The organism is Mangrovibacterium sp. (assembly GCF_041596335.1).
GTDB lineage: Bacteria > Bacteroidota > Bacteroidia > Bacteroidales > Prolixibacteraceae > Mangrovibacterium.
The window spans coordinates 19,839-37,000 of sequence record NZ_JBFHIT010000012.1 but is presented as its reverse complement, the minus strand read 5'-3'; the positions used below and the strand labels follow the sequence as shown (position 1 = coordinate 37,000).

Here is a 17,162-nt window from a genome sequence, read left to right as displayed (position 1 = left end):
GAAACAGAGCAATCATCTGTGTGTCTGAATGTATTTGTGATGTGAATTGGGTTGTCCCGCGAAAAGAGGGGCCAAAACGTCTTGTCCCGACTATTTCGAACCGATAGACCCTATCTAGCCCAGTCCTTTCAGCCAATTTAGACCAATTAAAAGCAGTGTTCCTTAAAATTTCGATATCTTTGTTCACTATTAAGTTGATATTCTATAAAAGCTTGAAACCTTATTTCACAACGCTTTATCCACTTGATTCTAAAATTGAAACGAATGAATTTGAAAGCACACTCTTTTCATATCCCGGTTATGGGACTGGGATATACGATTGACACTCCGGTAAAGGTCGCTCATTTGGGCATCTCATCTGTAGTTTCTATTGTTGATGACTTCCTGATGGAAAAAATGCGGGAGTTTTACAGTAAAAAATTCGACCTGCCATTTAACGAGATTTCAACCAAGGCAGAAGACTTTCGCGCCAAACGCATCACAGCATACCTGAATCTGGTTGACAAACTGGTTAGCGATAAATACGATGAGCTGGTGAATAACTTCCACCAAAAAAGTAGCGAACTGGAAAAATACTTCGACTTACTACCTGATGCAAAAAGCATTAAGGAAAAGTTTAACCAGATGGTGCAAAGCAAAAGTATGCCCGATGTAAAAGCCTGGTTGCAGAGAAACCTCACGAAAGGTGCAATCGATGTGAACATCATGACCAAACTGGACAAGGTGAATTACAGTGGTGGCGAAGCACTTCCATCGGAGTATAACGATGCTCATGCGGCTTTGCGCGGCTTTGCCAACAGCACACTAAACTCATCGGTGGTATTGTCAGCCGGCATGAATCCACGCCTATACAGCTATATCGAGAATTTCGAGGACTTTTATCCAAACGCTGAAGGTGAGTTTAAAAAGAAAGTAACCCTAAAAGTTAGCGATTACCGTTCAGCACTCATTCAAGGACGATTTCTGGCTAAAAAAGGAATTTGGGTGTCGGAATACCGGATTGAATCGGGCCTTAACTGTGGTGGTCACGCTTTTGCAACACAGGGCTATTTGCTGGGACCTATTCTCGAAGAATTTCGGGACAAACGTCAGGAACTGGCAACGGCTGTTTTCGATGTTTTGCAAAAAGGCTTGGAGGAGAAAGGCAAAAGCCAACTGGAAAAGGCTCCCGAATTGAAAATTACAGCTCAAGGTGGTGTTGGCACAAACGAAGAACACAACTTCCTGCTCGAAGAATATCAACTGGATGCGATTGGCTGGGGAAGCCCATTCATGCTCGTTCCCGAAGCCTGCCATATCGACAAATACAGTTTGGAGCTCCTGCGTAACTCGGGCGAAAATGAATTCTACCTAAGTGACGCTTCACCGCTGGGAGTTCATTTCAATAATGTACGTGGAACCAGCCAGCAAAAAGCCATCGAGCACATTCGGAAAGAAGGTAAAGTTGGATTCCCATGTACAAAACGATTTCTGGTTTTCAACACCGAATTCACCGAACAACCAATTTGTACTGCATCTCGCCGGTACCAGGCAACTAAAATTGCCGAAATTGAAGCGATGGATATCGATGAAAACTGCAAGAAGCTGCAAATAGACAAATTAGCCGAAAAAGAATGTTTGTGTGAAGGCTTGAGCAACTCGACTTATCTGGCCAATGAAGTCACTCCCGACAGCCCTCGCCGCGGTGTAAGTATTTGCCCGGGCCCCAACTTGGCATATTTCACTAAAATTGCCAGTTTAAAAGAAATGGTTGATCACATTTACGGGAAAATAAACCTATTGCAGGATGCAAAACGTCCAAACCTGTTCGTGAAAGAACTGCGTATGTATGTTGACTATCTTGAAAATAAGATTGAAGAAGTTCGCCATGCTAAAGACGAGAAGCAAGCAGCCTATTACCGCACGTTCCGTAAAAACATGCAAGATGGTATTAGTTACTACAAGGAGCTTTTCACCAAATACGATCACAAACTTCACGAAATGAAAAAGGATGTGATGGTTGAACTAGAAAACGTCAACAAAAAAATCGAGGCATTTAACATATAATAAGAGCCTTCAACTATTGAAAAGAGTAGATCACCATGATGATCTACTCTTTTTTTTGTATGGTTTTTAATTAAATATTAACTGAATTGTCACATTTTCATTGAAAGAAATCCCCGATTGGTTGAATTATTTTTCCTGTTTTGCCTTTAGAAACTATCTTCACACAAAAATCCAGTAGGACAATCTAATATCATGAGAAATGCATAACGTCATTGTCAAGAAATCAAATTTATTTGAGCCCATTCAATTGGAGGACATGAAAGATGTCAAATTGATGGATCGTACCGACACTAAATATTGGTTCCATGTTAGCCAGTTAGCTGATTTGCTGGAAGAAATACGTGACGATTATTTCGTATTGGAAATCGACGGACAAAAGCTACTGCCTTATTCAACAACATACTTCGACACCCAGAACAATGGGATGTATACGCAACATCACAATGGTAAGCTAAACCGATACAAAGTGCGACGTCGAAGCTATGTCTCATCAGGAATAAGCTTTCTTGAGGTGAAACAGAAAACCAACAAAGGCAGAACTATAAAGGAACGAATCCGGACAGAATATGACAATCCACATTTCACCACGCGTGAAAATGAATTCCTGATAAAACAAATCCCTCACGATCCGAATGAACTTAGTCCGGTGCTATCGAATCGTTTTACACGATTGACACTCGTTAGCAAAAACTATAACGAGCGTTGTACCATTGATCTAAATCTGGAATTCGAGAGTAAAAACAAAACCTGCCGGTTGGACAAGATCGCCATCGTAGAAATTAAATCGGAAGGCAATAGCAATGGCTCACCAATAGCAAGTGCTTTATTCGAAAAGCGAATTAGAATCGGAGGATTCAGTAAATATTGTATCGGCCGTGTAGTTACTGACGCCCAAATAAAGCGCAACGCGTTTAAGGGAAAAATCAGAAGACTTGAAAAAGCAACTCAAAAGAATCTTAATCTATACCACCAAAATTCATAATTTATGCAGTTAATGTCCATTTTAACAAATGCAGTTGATAGTTTAAATATCGCCAGTCCGATTATCGCGCCAGTTACAGACTGGGAGGAAAACCTCCGATTTCTCGGAATAAAACTCATCAATACCGCCGATTTCAACGAACTTCTGGTTCGCTTAGTCCTAAATACGATATTGATTTTTGCGGTGGTGCATTTTATGTACGGCAAATACAGCAAACGCAAAGACTTCTACTTTAGCTTTTTAGCGATTGGCGTTATCGTTTTTCTACTTTGCTTTCTGTTGAACAATGTGAAACTGGAACTTGGTTTTGCTCTTGGTCTTTTTGCCATATTTGGCATTATCCGATATCGAACGGATGCCATTCCGATTAAGGAAATGACTTACCTGTTTATTGTTATCGGAATATCGGTTATCAATGCTCTGGCCAATAAAAAAGTAAGCTATGCTGAATTAGTGTTTACCAACTCGGTCATCATTTTTGGTCTGTGGATTCTCGAAAAACGCTTGCAACTAAAACAGGAAGGATCAATCCAATTAATCTATGAACGGATTGAAAACATTAATGAGAAAAACAAGGACAAGCTTCTAGAAGACCTGAAACTACGCACCGGCATCAATATTAAACGGTATGAGATTCAAAAAATTGACTTTTTGAAGGATGTCGCCTACATCGTTCTTTACTTCAACATTAACGGGAAAGAACAATAACAATCGAACCACAAACATCAATCTCGAATGAAAACAACAATTTCAACAGCTAAAGCTCTCTTCTTTACGTTAATCATTCTGCTAATCGGTCAGGCGTCTGCAACTGCACAAGACGTAGAAAACGAAGTACAAACCCGTGTTTCAGCAGAGGTTAGTTTCGAACCGGTAAAGAAGTTGAAGCTAAGTATTGCACCTGAAATTCGCCTCTACAACGATTTTTCGGCCGACAAATACCTTTTTGAAGGTGAAGCAACATACAAGCTCGTTAAATTCCTTTCGGTAGGTGCTGCCTATCGCATTGAAGCCAACTTGCGCGATGAAAAAGACACCGAATATTTAAACCGTTTTTCTTTAAGTGCAACGGTTAAAAAAGAGTTCGATCGGTTTGAGCCATCAATTCGTATTCGTTACACCAACGATAGTGACGATGAAAACACCAACGAAAAATTTCTGCGATACAAAGCTTCGGTAAGCTATAATATCAGTAAAAGCAAAATTACGCCGTCAGTTGGTATCGAAGCATTCCAACAACTCGATGGCGACGGACTATACAAAATGCGCTACATGGTTGGTGCTGACTATAAACTATTTAAAAACAACTACCTGGGCGTAGATTACAAACTCGATTACTTTAAAACCGACTATTTAAACCGACATATTTTTAGCCTTGGGTATAAAGTTAAATTCTAACCATTTTTTATCATGAAACTATACTATCTAACACTATTCGCTTTTTTACTGCTTGCCTTTTCAGCTTGCAGAGAAGACAATTTAGAGACTACTGAACCGGACGACGGGGATGACACTGAAGTTGTTGAAGTTGTTGATACCGCTGACTATAGCGACTGGACAGAAGCTACGCATGGCTCCGATACAGAACCGAACTACTCAATAGTTTTCAACCAATCGGAAGTATTGCGCATTGACATTAAAATTAGCAGCAGCAACTGGTCTTCAATGCAGTCTAATTTGTCGTCGGTTATAAAATCCAGCACCAGCAGTGGCGCCGATTTATCTTCTGATCCGAACTTTTATGAGTGCTCTGTAACTTTCAACGATACTGAATGGTACCATGTTGGCGTACGGTACAAAGGAAATTCGAGCCTTAAATCCACTTATAATTCCGGAATTAAAAAATATTCATTCAAACTCGATTTTGATGAATTTGAAGACGAATACCCGGCCATTAAAAATCAACGCTTTTATGGATTCAAACAGTTGAATCTGAACAATAACTACCTTGATTATTCATTGATGCGCGAAAAAGTGGGTGCCGATCTTTTCCGTCAATTTGGATTGGCAGCATCGCAAACTGCTTTTTGTGTGGTATATGTAAATAATGGAAGCACCACTCAATATTATGGTGTTTACGCATTGGTTGAAGAGGTTGACGACACAGTTATTGATACACAATTTGCCAATAGCACCGGCAACCTGTATAAACCCGATGGCGACGCGGCTTCATTTGCCAGTGGAACCTACGATACCGACGAATTCTATTTAAAAACAAACGAAGACTCGGCCAATTATTCCGATGTAAAATCGCTTTATACGATCATAAACAGTTCTGAAAGAACCAGCGACGTTGAAGCATGGAAAACTAACCTGGAAAGCGTGTTTAATGTTGATGGCTTTTTGAAATGGCTGGCAGCAAATACTGTCATTCAGAATTGGGATACCTATGGAAACATGACCCATAATTATTATCTATACAGCAATCCTGACGATGGATTGCTTACCTGGATTCCTTGGGACAACAACGAAGCATTCCAAAGCGGGAAACAAAGTGGAGCCTTACCCTTTAGCATGAGTAGTGTAAGTAGTAGCTGGCCATTAATTAAATATCTGATTGCCCAGCCGGAATACGAAGCAATATACGAAGGCTACTTGCAACAGTTTATCGACGAAGTATTTATACCGGCCGACATGATTAGCACCTATTCTACTTATTACGATTTACTAAAAGAATATGCCTATGCAGAGGAGTCGGGGTACACATTTATTTACAGCGATTCATATTTCGACTCGGGAGTTTCAACTTTAAAAAGCCATGTTACCTCACGAAATAGCGCTGTAACAAGTTATCTGAAATAATTCATCCGATCCAAAAGGTACTAAAAAGATAAATTACGGAACGCTGACGTTTGATTTTAATTCTTATTGATATAGCACTAAACCTCTTCTACCGAAAGTTTAGTGCTATTTATTTAGTAACCTGCTTGTTAACAAGAACAGAAATAAATAAACACCATGAAGACAACAAAACAATTAATCTTTTTGCTAGGCGCAATTACTTGTTTCTTTTTGCTCTCCTGCGAAAGGGACTCTGACCTGATTTCCGAAACGGATACAGAGGTAGAAACTGATGACGATTCGGATAATATTGGGGATCACGACGAATCGACCGACTACATTTGGGACAGCACGGATATTGTTACAATTACCTTAAACGGAAGTTCGATAAGTGTAAACGGCGATGGTGCAACGGCCAGCGGAAGCAAAGTGACGATTACTGCTGCAGGAACATACAGCGTTTCCGGAACATTGACTGACGGCCAAATTGTAGTTGACACCGACGACGAAACGATTGTGCGCTTGATTTTAAATGGCGTAGATATTAGTTGTTCTTCCAATGCACCGATTTATATTGAGGATGCTGAAAAAGCAATGATCGTTTTAGCCGATGACACGGAAAACAAAGTTGCCGATGGTTCGTCGTACAGTTCCGACGAAGAAGATGCCAATGCGGCTATTTTCAGTAAAATCGATCTGACATTGTATGGCGACGGAACGCTGGTGGTTACCGGAAATTACAACGATGGGATCACGAGCAAAGACGGGATGATAATTTCCGGCGGAAACATAAGCGTAACGGCTGTTGACGATGGCATCAGAGGAAAGGATTATCTGATTATTAACAATGGAAATATAACGGTAGACTGCGGTGGCAACGGCTTAAAATCAGACAATGCCGACGATGAAGGGCGCGGATACATTACCATCAATGACGGAACAATCGATATTACAGCCGTCGGCGATGCTATTGATGCCGAAAAGGAGGTGATGGTCGTAACCGGCAATTTGGATCTTACTTCGGGTGGCGGCAACAATGCCTACCTTAGCTCTGATGCTTCAGCTAAAGGAATAAAATCGGGCACAAGCAGTCAGTTTATTGGTGGTACCATTACTGTTAATTCAGCCGACGATGCCATCCATTCTGACGGCGACATTGAAATTTCGGGCGGTACGTTTTACCTGGCATCCGGCGACGATGGAATCCATGCCGAAGCGGATCTCACGATCAGCTCGGGTGATATTTACATTACTGACGCGTACGAAGGGCTGGAAAGTGCTCTGGGTAGCATTACAATAACCGATGGGTATATCAACATCATTGCCAGCGACGACGGAATAAATGTTTCAGCCGGAGGTACCACAAGCGGTGGTGGAACTGGGCGTAAAAGCGCAAGCGTAACAAGTGATTACGCGCTCATTATTTCGGGCGGTTATATTGTTATTGATTGTGAAGGCGACGGACTCGACTCAAACGACCTATTGGATATTTCAGGCGGAACACAGCTGGTCAACAGCGATTCAACAACTGAAAACAGCTCGTTAGACTACGATGGAACGTGCGTAGTTAGTGGCGGCTTTTTAGTTGGTGTTGGTAGTTCCCGTATGTCGATGGCTCCTGGATCTTCTTCAAGTCAGTACTCCTTTCTCATCGATTTTAGCTCCTCCTTGTCTGCCGGAAAAATCATCCGCATTCAGGATAGCGAGGGAAACGAAATTTTAACCTACGAACCGCACAAGACGTTTCAGTCCCTTGTTTTTTCGTCGTCGAAACTAACGAAAGGTACAACCTACGAAGTGTACATTGGCGGAAGTTCAAGCGGCATCGCAACCGACGGACTGTACTCCTCAGGAACCTACACAGGCGGCACAAAGTATAGCCAGTTTACGATTTCAAGCATGGTGACTTCGATAGACCTGTAGCAACTGAAAACATGTTTTCAACTAAAATCCAACACCCAATCGGGGAGACTGAAGTCTCCCCTTTTTTGTAGAGAAAAGCTTCTCTGACCAACTGAAAAAAGTGATTGGCAAAAAGAAAGCCAGCACTTCGAAAACAAAGCCCCTTCATCTCCGATCCATCACGATGTACTTCATAAATCCATCTGAGCCACATAGAGATTAATATGAACAAATTTCGAATCAGCCACTCCGGATCTTCTGTCAAACGATTCGTTGATAAAATAGCCCAATTCGTTGAATCTTTTTCTGCAACAATGCTATTTCCCTTTTCTTTGAGATATCAATTTACACAAATCGATGTTTTTCATTGATTTAATAGGTATAGTTAGATCGTTAGTGAATTGGGAGACAGAGGTCTCCCTTTTTTTTTGCAAAAATTCTGAGTTCAGATCCACAGAAAAAGGACGAAAGCTGCGGTAAAAAGCAATAAAATTCCTCTATAAACATCTACTTCCCACAGACTTGCGAGTCTCACAACATGAAATTATTGATTGATAAAATTCACTAATTCGTTGATTCCTTTTCACTTTCGCAGTCCTTCAGCATTACTTTGCTTCACATTACAAACTATCTCGCGATGAAAAACGACAAAACAAAACCAATATCGTTCGTTCTTGAAGCAATGACGATATTAGTGCTTGGAAGCCTGTTTGCAGCATGTCATGATAACGATGAAAACTCTGGAGACAAGGCTGCTGAGTCGCCCCAGGTGGAAAACTATATTCAAGTTGCCACCGGCCAAACAACTCTATACGATGCTGACGGTGAAGTAATCGCGTCATTAAACATCGGCGACCCGCTATATGGGCAAGATGCCAACTATTTGAGCGGTAAAACAATGAGCTACACGAACAATGGTGACGGAACCATTACCGACAATAACACCGGCTTAATGTGGCAAGGAGTACCCTCTTCCGAAGATTACACCTGGCAGGAAGCTGTTGATTACTGCAATGAGTTAGAACTTGGTGGTTATGACGACTGGCGCATGCCAAGCTGTAAAGAATTGTATTCAATCAGCGATTTTAGTTCTGGTTGGCCCTATTTGAATACCAATTATTTTACGTTGGCCAGCGGAAAGGTCTCTAAAAACGAGCAATTTTGGTCGAGCAACTATTATGTCGGGGTTACAGTAGAAGGTGGTTCAAATGCTGCCTTTGGTGTAAACCACGTTACCGGCCATATAAAAGCCTACTCAGCCAAATCTTCGGGACCAGTTGGCGGTAAATACGTACGTGCAGTGCGTGGCGATGACTACGGGGTGAATGATTATACCAACAATGGAGACAGAACCATTACCGACAACGCTTCGGGACTAATGTGGGCACAAGACGACAGCGGCGAAGGAATGGATTGGCAGGACGCGTTGGCTTATGCTGAAGGATCGGAGTATGCCGGATATACCGATTGGCGTTTGCCCAACGTAAAAGAGCTTCAGGGGATTGTTGACTATGGCTATTCTCCGTCGGCAACCGACGCGTCAAAAGTTGGTCCGGCAATCAATCCGCTGTTCAATTGTACTCCAATTGTAAACGAAGCCGGGAACGATGATTACGGCTACTATTGGACCGGTACATCGGCGAACTTTAAAAGCGGGCAGCCATACTACTATGCCTGGTATGTGGCGTTTGGAATGGCAGTTGATAGTGATGGTGACGATTTCCACGGCGCGGGCGGTGTTCGATTCGATACTAAATACGAGGGAGGTCCGTTAGGCGAAGGAGGCGAACGCTACTACAACTATGTCCGCTTAGTACGCGATGCAGAATAAAACAATCCGGAATTAAAATGAATCGACAAGTAAATATATTGGGGATTATAGCAACAATCCTCTTATTCGTAAATTTCGTGCAGGCACAGCCAGTCGTGCCACAAGCGCCTCCGCCCTATCCAGATACAAAACAACTCAATAAAATAGTTGCCGATTTATCGGAACAACTCTCGTTAAGCAACGAACAAGAAACACAGATTTTCAATTTGTTCATTGCTCATTTCGAAAAGGTGAAAGCCAGACTAAAATCCGGACGACTCTCCCCAAAAGAGATGGATGCCCTCGAATCCAAATTCGAAAAAGAAGTAACCAGCCGATTATCAAAGAAACAGCAAAAGCTATTTACAGCTTACCAAAAGAGAATAAGACAGCAAACAGAGCCCCAGCCATCAGCGAATCAATGGACAAGATTTTACTAGGATCATAAAAGTGCAACGAAAAAAAAAACTCGTTCCCTTTGTTCCCATGAAACAACCCGATTGCTCCAACCACAAACACTTGCGAAAATGATTTTTTGCGCCATGTGAGTTACATCAGACAATTAAACGACAAATGATTTACTGATGTAAGCAGCACGCGTAATGGTTCCAGATTTCATTGATAAAATCGCCACATTGGTTGATTCTATTTTCAAACTATTCTAATTCATCGGTACTTCGGAGTGTAGTTTTATGCAGCGAGACCATAGCTCGACTGCATTTTCTTCATAGTTTTTTATTTCACACAAAACTCAAAGAGAGGAGGCAAAAGTCTCCTCTTTTCTATTGACCGAGCCTAGTCTAAAAGATCAAACCCATTTGGCCCGCTGTTCACGAATCAATCTGATCTAGCATTCGTTGAGGAAATCCTAAGTTTGGTTGATTCTATTTTCGTACTGCAACAATTGCCCGTTTCTTTGAACTAGAACATTAAGACAACGTGATTAATTTTCACACTTAAAAAAAACAAATTCATGAAACAATTATTTAAAAGAAGCTTAGGTATTGCAATTACCTTTATCGCATTGTTTGCAAGTAGTTCTGCATTTGCTCAACCTCAAGGTGGCGGCGGCGGCGGTGGTGGTCAACAAGGCCCTCCTTCTGCACCAACAGCAAAAGAAATTACAAAAATGGTTGAGGAAGTCAGCAAAGAGCTTTCGTTAACTGAAGAACAAAAAACAAAAGTGTCCGCCTTGTATACTGATCATTTCAAAGTAGTAAAAGCAAAATTAGAAGCTGGAAGACCAGAGCGGTCAGAAATGGAAGCATTGGAAAAAAGTTTTGAGACAAACGTAAACAAAGTTCTAACTCCGGCCCAACAAAAGCTTTATGCTGCCTACCTGAAAAAAAATAAGCAAAACAGAGGGGGAGGCCAACGTCCAAGCTAAAACACGGATTAAAGCAAAGTTTGGGCAACCGGAATATAAAGATGCTTCCGAAACATTCGGTCGCTAATTTAAAACCAGCTTATTTGTTTCAAACATTTATAACTAGTTTATCTTAAAAAAGTCAAGGGAAAGATGGCATCCATCTTTCCCTTTTCAATGTTAAACTATCGCGAAAAACATCTTCCACTTTCAATATTAATGAACGTTCATTCTTTTTTTTTATATCTTTGTACCCTTATTAAAGTTAAAAAAAGAACCTATTATGGCGAAACTTCAAAAAAGCATCGACAAGCGTACTGCTCTTTTAAGAGCCACACTATGCTTAATAAACAACGGTGGGATACAAGAGGCGTCGATGGCGAAAGTAGCCAAACAAGCAAACGTTTCGCCAGCAACAATCTACTTGTATTTTGAAAACAAACAAGACCTTGTAAACCAATTGTACATCGAGGTAAAAACCGATTTTACATCGAAAGTATTCCAGGGATACGATGCCGAAGCTCCTGTTAAAAAGAGCTTCGAGCAGATTTGGTTCAACATGTCTGCCTATAAATCAAAGCAAAAAGAAGAAGCATCGTTTCTATCTCAATGCGACAATACGCCATTAATCGATGAGGAGACACTACAGGAAGGACTCAAACTTTTAAAACCGCTATTCGACCTTTGGTTGCGTGGACAAAATGAAGGAATTATAAAAAATATTTCCCCCTTTCTACTTTATGCCTACACCATTTATCCAATGGCATTCTTAACGAATATGCAGAAAAGAGAGCTCTACCAGCTGAATAATGAAGTATTGCAAACAGCCTATCAGGCAGCTTGGGATGCGATTAAAGTTTAAATCTTTTTTTTGACCAAACAAAAGAATGAACATTCATTAATATATATTAAAATGGAATTAATACAAAAATTAAAATGGCGCTATGCAGCGAAAGCCATGAATGGCACCAGGGTGCCACAACATAAAATTGACGCAATTATCGAAGCCGCATCACTGGCCCCCACGTCGAGCGGGTTACAACCCTTTGAAATAATCGTGGTCACCAATCAGGAAATAAAGGAAAGAATCAGAAAAATAGCTTGGAATCAATCGGTCGTAACCGATTCATCACACATACTGGTTTTTGCTGCCTGGGACAATTACACCCCCGAGCGCATCAATAAAATGTTCGATCTAACGAATACGGTTCGTGGATTTAAAAATGAAGGATGGGAAAACTACCGGCAAACACTATTACACAGCTATCCGCAACGCGATGCCGAAGTAAACTTCAATCATGCTGCACGACAAGCATACATCGCGTTTTCGCAAGCCATTGTTGCAGCTGCATTCGAGGAGGTAGACAGCACTCCAATGGAAGGTTTCGACCCGGATGCACTAGATGAAATTCTGAATTTAAGAGAAAAAGGACTTCGTAGTTGCGTTATGCTTCCGCTTGGTTACCGCGATACGGAAAAAGACTGGCTGGTGAATCTCACAAAAGTCAGAAAAAGCAAAGATGAATTGGTAACCCTCATTGAATAATTAAAAGATCACAAAAATGAATCATACAATCGTACTAAATAAAAGACCGGTCGGAAAACCTCAATTAACCGACTTTTCAATTGTAACCGAAGAAACACCAACAATAAACACAGGTGAAATACTGCTCAAAACAAGCTATGTTTCGGTCGATCCTTATCTGCGGGGACGTATGAGCGATTCAAAGTCGTACATCGCTCCTTTTGAGCTGCAAAAACCAGTAAGCTCCGGAATCATTGCCGAAGTAGTCGAATCGAACCACTCAAAATTCAGCAAAGGTGATTTTGTTTCCGGTTTATTGCAATGGAAAGAATATCAGAAATCAACCGGCGAAGGATTAATAAAAATAGACGCGAAAAAAGCGCCACAATCAGCCTATTTGGGTATTCTTGGAATGACCGGATTAACAGCCTATTTAGGCTTGTCGGAGATCGGAAATCCTCAAAAAGGTGAAACAGTAGTTGTTTCCGGTGCAGCCGGTGCTGTTGGAAGTGTCGTCGGTCAGATTGCGAAAATCAGAGGTTGCCGGGTGGTTGGTGTTGCCGGAACCGATGAAAAGGTTGAAATGCTAACCCGTGATTTCGGTTTCGATGAGGCCATAAACTACAATACAACAGAGAACATGACTGAGGCAATCGCGACTGCCTGTCCCGATGGTGTTGATATTTATTTCGACAATGTTGGTGGCGACATTTCAGATGCGGCACTGCTCAACATCAACAAATTCGCCCGCATTATTATTTGTGGAGCTATTTCTGTATACAACGAAACCACGCTCCCCAAAAGCATTAGTGTTCAACCATTCCTTGTTAAAAACAGCGCCCTTATGCAAGGGTTCATTGTCAGCAATTATGCCGCCAAATTCCCTGAAGCAATGCAACAATTGGCAACTTGGCTGGCTGAAGGTAAACTGACTTATGTCGAAACAGTCGTCGAAGGATTCACCCAGATTCCACAGGCTTTTATCGATCTGTTCGATGGCAAAAACAAAGGCAAGATGGTCGTAAAAATATAATCTTGATGCACCAAAGAGCATAAAAATGTTCCAATTAAAAGCGGCTGCCCAAAAAGTAATATTGGCCAGCCGCTTTTTTATCCGCTCAAACATCTTCCAAACTTTATTGGATCAAGCAGAAAATTTTGTCGCCAGGGTGAAAAGTAACGAGGCCACCCCTTTCAGGACAGCCTCGCAATATGATTTTGTGCTATTTAAGCTTTTTCGCAACCAACCGGATTAGGCTCCGGGAATGCCTCCCATACCGAATACCATGGCAAGCAGCGCTACGGTTTCGATAATCCCCATAGCTGCAATGTACATACCGGCACCCTGCTTATCATCTACAGCCAGGTTTGAACAGGCCGCAGCGCCAACTTTACCCTGCATAATAGCAGAAGCAGCAATGGCAATCCCTACAAAAAACGACCAGATCATTTGGTTCGTGTAACTATCGGGATTTAGGTTTGCACCACTCATCGCGTTCATAAAAATCATCCCGTAGATCACCTGGCTCAAGGGCATCCCCACCATCGCCAAAGCTAAAGAAGGAAGCTTCTTTTTATCTTTGATTGATTGTTTCCATAGGCCTAATGCTCCCATTCCGGCAATACCGGTTCCGATGGCCGATCCCACACCGGCGATTCCCAAAGCAATGGCGTGGCCGCCAAAGCCGGCAACTGTAGTTGCTAAAATTGTTGTTAAAGTCATTGTATTAAAATTTTAGTGCTTGTTATCTGATATTATTTTTTTTTCTCCAAAGGCCTTCTCTGTTTCAAAACCGAAACGTGCCCTTTATGGTTTGCTTTATTTATTTAACCTGAAGGGCTTGTACTCATTTCCTGAAAATTCAACTCCCGCATGTCCGGCATATTCCAGCATATTCAAACGTACACCGTGCACCAGAACAGCCATAGCTGCCAAAATCATGTTCAATCCATGTCCAAAAATCAGAATCAGCGCTGCACCAATGCCGGAAGCAACCGTTGAAACACCATCGCCAATAGCCATTTGATTGAAACTGGCAGCCATCAACACGGTTGACAAACCAACAGCATATAAACGGATATACGAAATGATGTCTGAAAAGCCATTAATAATGCTCAAAGGCAAATTTCCGAGAGAGGATAGCATCCCTTTCAGGAAACTGGCTCCCGGGTTGGAGAACAAGGCGACTAACGCGGCACCGCCGATAAAAAGCCAAACCATAAATTCAGGAGCTGCTATGCCCAGTACCATCTGAGAAACGATGAGGTATAATCCCCAAATGATGGCTACCCAGCCCAGTTGGGCAATGGCGCGAACACTGTTACTATACTTCCATGCAACCTGCAAATGCCCTACCGTGAGGTGAATAGCACCAATCAGAAACATGAACTTCTGCGTAAATACACTATCCCCGCCAAAACTGGCCAGTTGGCTAATCCGCAAGCGGGCCAGGAACGGAATCTCTGCAATAGCTTCGGCTCCGAAGTAGGTGCCGGTAAGCACCCCCCAAAACAGGATCGACACAGAAAGAGTATACATCAAACTGAATTCTATTTGCTTCACAAACTTCTGGCTTCGGTGCACCAGGAAGGTAATCAGCAAGAACACCAGTCCATAGGCGGCATCACCAACCAATATTCCGGTAAAAAAAGTAAAGAAGATCATGAATACCTTCGATACATCCAGCTCTTTGTAACCCGGCACAAGGCCCATGAAGTCCATGACCGGCTGTACACGTTCGGCCCAACGCGAAGTGCGCACCAAGGTAGGCACTTCATCAGCCTCTTCCTCCGTTGGTTCGCTAATTACATATCCCCATTGGTGTTGTTCGGCCGCCTCTGTAAACTTTTCCACCAGGTTTTCAGGTATGAAACCTTTCCAGCAACGGATTCGACTATCGAAAGCCACTCCGCCATACTGAATGTTTCGAACATCGAACCGCCTTTTCCGCTCGGCAAGCGCCTCCACCAGCAAGTTGGCATGAACACTCAAACGAGCCAGAAGTTTATTATTTTCAGCTAATTCCCGATTGGTATCGGCCAACTGAACCTTTACTTCTTCGAGTTTCCGTTCAGGCAAATTAATCTCGTGGAAATCAAGCTTTTCATCAGCATTTTCCGACACCAGAACCACTTGGTTCAACTCATTCAGTTTGCCAACCACCTGAATATTTTCGCGACCGGAGATTCGCATCAACTCCTTATCATTCACCAGATAAAGCCTCAACCAAACTCCTTTTTGATTCAGTTGGCTGAGGTCGTTAAACGAAACATTGCCCCAATTGGCAAACCATTCCAAATCATAGGTCAGGTCAGTTTTGGAACGCTCCAGCTGCTGACGGCAATTTTCAGCCTCCAACACCTTCTCCAGCAATCGAATATCGCCTCGTTCCATTGTCGAAAAGTCGTCTGCATCACCTGATTCCGCTGTTGCATTCAGGCCGGGTTGATAGGTATTCAATATCGTGATGGCATTTTCCAGCTGTTTGATACGTGCATCAACACGCTCAATAGACTCATCTTTAGCCGGTTGAAAGGGCGAAACATGAACTACACCCAACTTGCCAAGCACCGTTAGGTCGGCATCCACATCAACGGCCGATTCGGACATCAACAGGATCAGTTTCTTCATTTTCGTAATCATAGGCCAACCTCCTTTTGTTTACTTGTTTTCACCACTTTTGCAGTTGCAATGGTAAGCCGCTCATCGTCCTGAAGCTTTTGCCCGATTTTCCGTATCGCGGTTTTCGCATTTGGAATCCTACGGTTTTCAAAAAGCTTGATTCGCGCACGAACATCCAGCAATTCTTCCTCGAGCAGCACAATTTGCTCTTTAAGGCATTCTATTTCTGCAAGCAATTGCAATTGCTCCTGCATTAGCTCTATAGCATTATCCACCCACAATGGTGTACCATCAGCAATTGGTTGAACATTAAAATCAACGCTTTCAAACTGCTGAACACGAACTCCTGCAACATCAATCGGTTTGGTAATTACCTCGTTTACCGATATGAAATCGGCCATGGTCACCCAAGAGTCGCTCATAACAGCCACCCAAGGTTCTGCTGTTTTTCGGTTCTTTTCAATTTGTTCCCTGATTTGTTCAATGCGCTCGGAAATGGTATTGATGGTTGCCATCAACGATTTCTCCATCGCTTCAAACAAGGGTAACATCCGCTCCGAGACCTTCAGAATTTTCTTCTGCCGGGCCCGTTCGGTTTTTGTGTATTTAATTTTTACTCCTGCCATGGTCACTTCTTTGTTGACGGATTTACAACCGATGCCAAAACCTGCGCTCCTTGTTGTGCATTAAATGAATGCAAACGGATAAGAATTTGGAGTTTCAGTTTATAAACAATCACTTCGGTCATGGTAAACGTTTTACCAGCTTCGATGGTATCCAATTCTTCCCACTCGTATTGCAGAATCTTTTTCTCGCGCTCCAGCGGGTTTCCGGCGAGCGTCCCCAGAGGCAAGCGCTCGAGTCGCGGTTGCCTGTTCAGAGTGCGGGCATGCCGAACCTCAGCCAGGTCGTTACTTATTTCGCGAAATAAGGTTGACAATCCCCGGACACGAGAAGAGACAAGTTTTTCATCCATTTCCTGCAAATCGGCCGATTCCAGCATGTTATAATGAGCTGATGAAAGCTGACTTTTTGCATCATGGTAAAACTCGCTCATGGAAATTGGCGGCACCTGCCCAAAGGTCAACGATGGCAAACCGGTCATCAGATAAACCAGATTCGACATAG

16 protein-coding genes are annotated in these 17,162 nt (G+C 42.4%); 12 read left to right on the top strand and 4 right to left on the bottom strand.

The window, feature by feature from the left end; all coding sequences use genetic code 11:
• Positions 1-264: 264 nt before the first annotated feature.
• The 12 genes from ABZD21_RS06490 to ABZD21_RS06435 all read left to right on the top strand — a co-directional run bounded on the left by ABZD21_RS06490 (position 265) and on the right by ABZD21_RS06435 (position 13,445).
• Positions 265-2,046, top strand: a complete 1,782-nt coding sequence (locus ABZD21_RS06490; protein ID WP_372773802.1) for a hypothetical protein — start codon at positions 265-267, stop codon at positions 2,044-2,046.
• Positions 2,047-2,302: 256 nt separating this feature from the next.
• Positions 2,303-3,028, top strand: coding sequence for a polyphosphate polymerase domain-containing protein (locus ABZD21_RS06485; protein ID WP_372773800.1), 726 nt, complete (start codon positions 2,303-2,305; stop codon positions 3,026-3,028).
• A gap of 12 nt (positions 3,029-3,040) precedes the next feature.
• A complete protein-coding gene (locus ABZD21_RS06480) occupies positions 3,041-3,736 on the top strand; it encodes a DUF4956 domain-containing protein (protein ID WP_372773799.1) in 696 nt (231 codons plus the stop codon).
• Positions 3,737-3,763: 27 nt separating this feature from the next.
• Positions 3,764-4,426, top strand: a complete 663-nt coding sequence (locus ABZD21_RS06475) for a DUF2490 domain-containing protein (protein ID WP_372773798.1) — start codon at positions 3,764-3,766, stop codon at positions 4,424-4,426.
• Between the two features lie 12 nt (positions 4,427-4,438).
• Entirely contained in the window at positions 4,439-5,830 is a 1,392-nt protein-coding gene (locus ABZD21_RS06470) for a CotH kinase family protein (RefSeq protein ID WP_372773797.1), read from the top strand.
• Between the two features lie 156 nt (positions 5,831-5,986).
• Entirely contained in the window at positions 5,987-7,732 is a 1,746-nt protein-coding gene (locus ABZD21_RS06465) for a carbohydrate-binding domain-containing protein (protein WP_372773795.1), read from the top strand.
• A gap of 616 nt (positions 7,733-8,348) precedes the next feature.
• On the top strand, positions 8,349-9,542 hold the full coding sequence (locus tag ABZD21_RS06460; protein ID WP_372773794.1) for a DUF1566 domain-containing protein: 1,194 nt from the start codon (positions 8,349-8,351) through the stop codon (positions 9,540-9,542).
• Positions 9,543-9,559: 17 nt separating this feature from the next.
• On the top strand, positions 9,560-9,961 hold the full coding sequence (locus ABZD21_RS06455) for a hypothetical protein (RefSeq protein ID WP_372773792.1): 402 nt from the start codon (positions 9,560-9,562) through the stop codon (positions 9,959-9,961).
• Positions 9,962-10,494: 533 nt separating this feature from the next.
• Positions 10,495-10,908: a hypothetical protein gene (locus ABZD21_RS06450; RefSeq protein WP_372773790.1), complete on the top strand. Its 414-nt coding sequence runs from the start codon at positions 10,495-10,497 to the stop codon at positions 10,906-10,908.
• A gap of 262 nt (positions 10,909-11,170) precedes the next feature.
• Complete coding sequence (locus tag ABZD21_RS06445) at positions 11,171-11,749, top strand: TetR/AcrR family transcriptional regulator (protein ID WP_372773788.1); 579 nt, start codon at positions 11,171-11,173, stop codon at positions 11,747-11,749.
• Positions 11,750-11,800: 51 nt separating this feature from the next.
• Complete coding sequence (locus tag ABZD21_RS06440; protein WP_372773787.1) at positions 11,801-12,433, top strand: nitroreductase family protein; 633 nt, start codon at positions 11,801-11,803, stop codon at positions 12,431-12,433.
• Between the two features lie 16 nt (positions 12,434-12,449).
• Entirely contained in the window at positions 12,450-13,445 is a 996-nt protein-coding gene (locus ABZD21_RS06435; RefSeq protein ID WP_372773785.1) for an NADP-dependent oxidoreductase, read from the top strand.
• A 219-nt stretch (positions 13,446-13,664) separates the two neighbouring features.
• Here the strand turns inward: ABZD21_RS06435 and ABZD21_RS06430 are convergent, their stop codons facing one another.
• The 4 genes from ABZD21_RS06430 to ABZD21_RS06415 all read right to left on the bottom strand — a co-directional run bounded on the left by ABZD21_RS06430 (position 13,665) and on the right by ABZD21_RS06415 (position 17,160).
• Complete coding sequence (locus ABZD21_RS06430; RefSeq protein WP_372773784.1) at positions 13,665-14,135, bottom strand: hypothetical protein; 471 nt, start codon at positions 14,133-14,135, stop codon at positions 13,665-13,667.
• Between the two features lie 96 nt (positions 14,136-14,231).
• A complete protein-coding gene (locus ABZD21_RS06425; RefSeq protein ID WP_372773782.1) occupies positions 14,232-16,055 on the bottom strand; it encodes a V-type ATP synthase subunit I in 1,824 nt (607 codons plus the stop codon).
• Complete coding sequence (locus ABZD21_RS06420; RefSeq protein ID WP_372773781.1) at positions 16,052-16,660, bottom strand: V-type ATP synthase subunit D; 609 nt, start codon at positions 16,658-16,660, stop codon at positions 16,052-16,054. The genes ABZD21_RS06425 and ABZD21_RS06420 overlap by 4 nt, the downstream gene beginning before the upstream one ends.
• A 2-nt stretch (positions 16,661-16,662) precedes the next feature.
• The gene (locus tag ABZD21_RS06415; protein ID WP_372773780.1) at positions 16,663-17,160 is read right to left on the bottom strand and encodes a DUF2764 family protein; all 498 of its coding nucleotides are present in this window, start codon (positions 17,158-17,160) and stop codon (positions 16,663-16,665) included.
• Positions 17,161-17,162: the final 2 nt, after the last annotated feature.

Coding starts and splice junctions, on each gene's coding strand:
- ABZD21_RS06460 (WP_372773794.1), top strand. CDS start 8,349: ATGAAAAACGACAAAACAAAACCAATATCGTTCGTTCTTGAAGCAATG.
- ABZD21_RS06470 (WP_372773797.1), top strand. CDS start 4,439: ATGAAACTATACTATCTAACACTATTCGCTTTTTTACTGCTTGCCTTT.
- ABZD21_RS06455 (WP_372773792.1), top strand. CDS start 9,560: ATGAATCGACAAGTAAATATATTGGGGATTATAGCAACAATCCTCTTA.
- ABZD21_RS06450 (WP_372773790.1), top strand. CDS start 10,495: ATGAAACAATTATTTAAAAGAAGCTTAGGTATTGCAATTACCTTTATC.
- ABZD21_RS06480 (WP_372773799.1), top strand. CDS start 3,041: ATGTCCATTTTAACAAATGCAGTTGATAGTTTAAATATCGCCAGTCCG.
- ABZD21_RS06490 (WP_372773802.1), top strand. CDS start 265: ATGAATTTGAAAGCACACTCTTTTCATATCCCGGTTATGGGACTGGGA.
- ABZD21_RS06465 (WP_372773795.1), top strand. CDS start 5,987: ATGAAGACAACAAAACAATTAATCTTTTTGCTAGGCGCAATTACTTGT.
- ABZD21_RS06485 (WP_372773800.1), top strand. CDS start 2,303: ATGAAAGATGTCAAATTGATGGATCGTACCGACACTAAATATTGGTTC.
- ABZD21_RS06430 (WP_372773784.1), bottom strand. CDS start 14,135: ATGACTTTAACAACAATTTTAGCAACTACAGTTGCCGGCTTTGGCGGC.
- ABZD21_RS06420 (WP_372773781.1), bottom strand. CDS start 16,660: ATGGCAGGAGTAAAAATTAAATACACAAAAACCGAACGGGCCCGGCAG.
- ABZD21_RS06425 (WP_372773782.1), bottom strand. CDS start 16,055: ATGATTACGAAAATGAAGAAACTGATCCTGTTGATGTCCGAATCGGCC.
- ABZD21_RS06475 (WP_372773798.1), top strand. CDS start 3,764: ATGAAAACAACAATTTCAACAGCTAAAGCTCTCTTCTTTACGTTAATC.
- ABZD21_RS06435 (WP_372773785.1), top strand. CDS start 12,450: ATGAATCATACAATCGTACTAAATAAAAGACCGGTCGGAAAACCTCAA.
- ABZD21_RS06415 (WP_372773780.1), bottom strand. CDS start 17,160: ATGTCGAATCTGGTTTATCTGATGACCGGTTTGCCATCGTTGACCTTT.
- ABZD21_RS06445 (WP_372773788.1), top strand. CDS start 11,171: ATGGCGAAACTTCAAAAAAGCATCGACAAGCGTACTGCTCTTTTAAGA.
- ABZD21_RS06440 (WP_372773787.1), top strand. CDS start 11,801: ATGGAATTAATACAAAAATTAAAATGGCGCTATGCAGCGAAAGCCATG.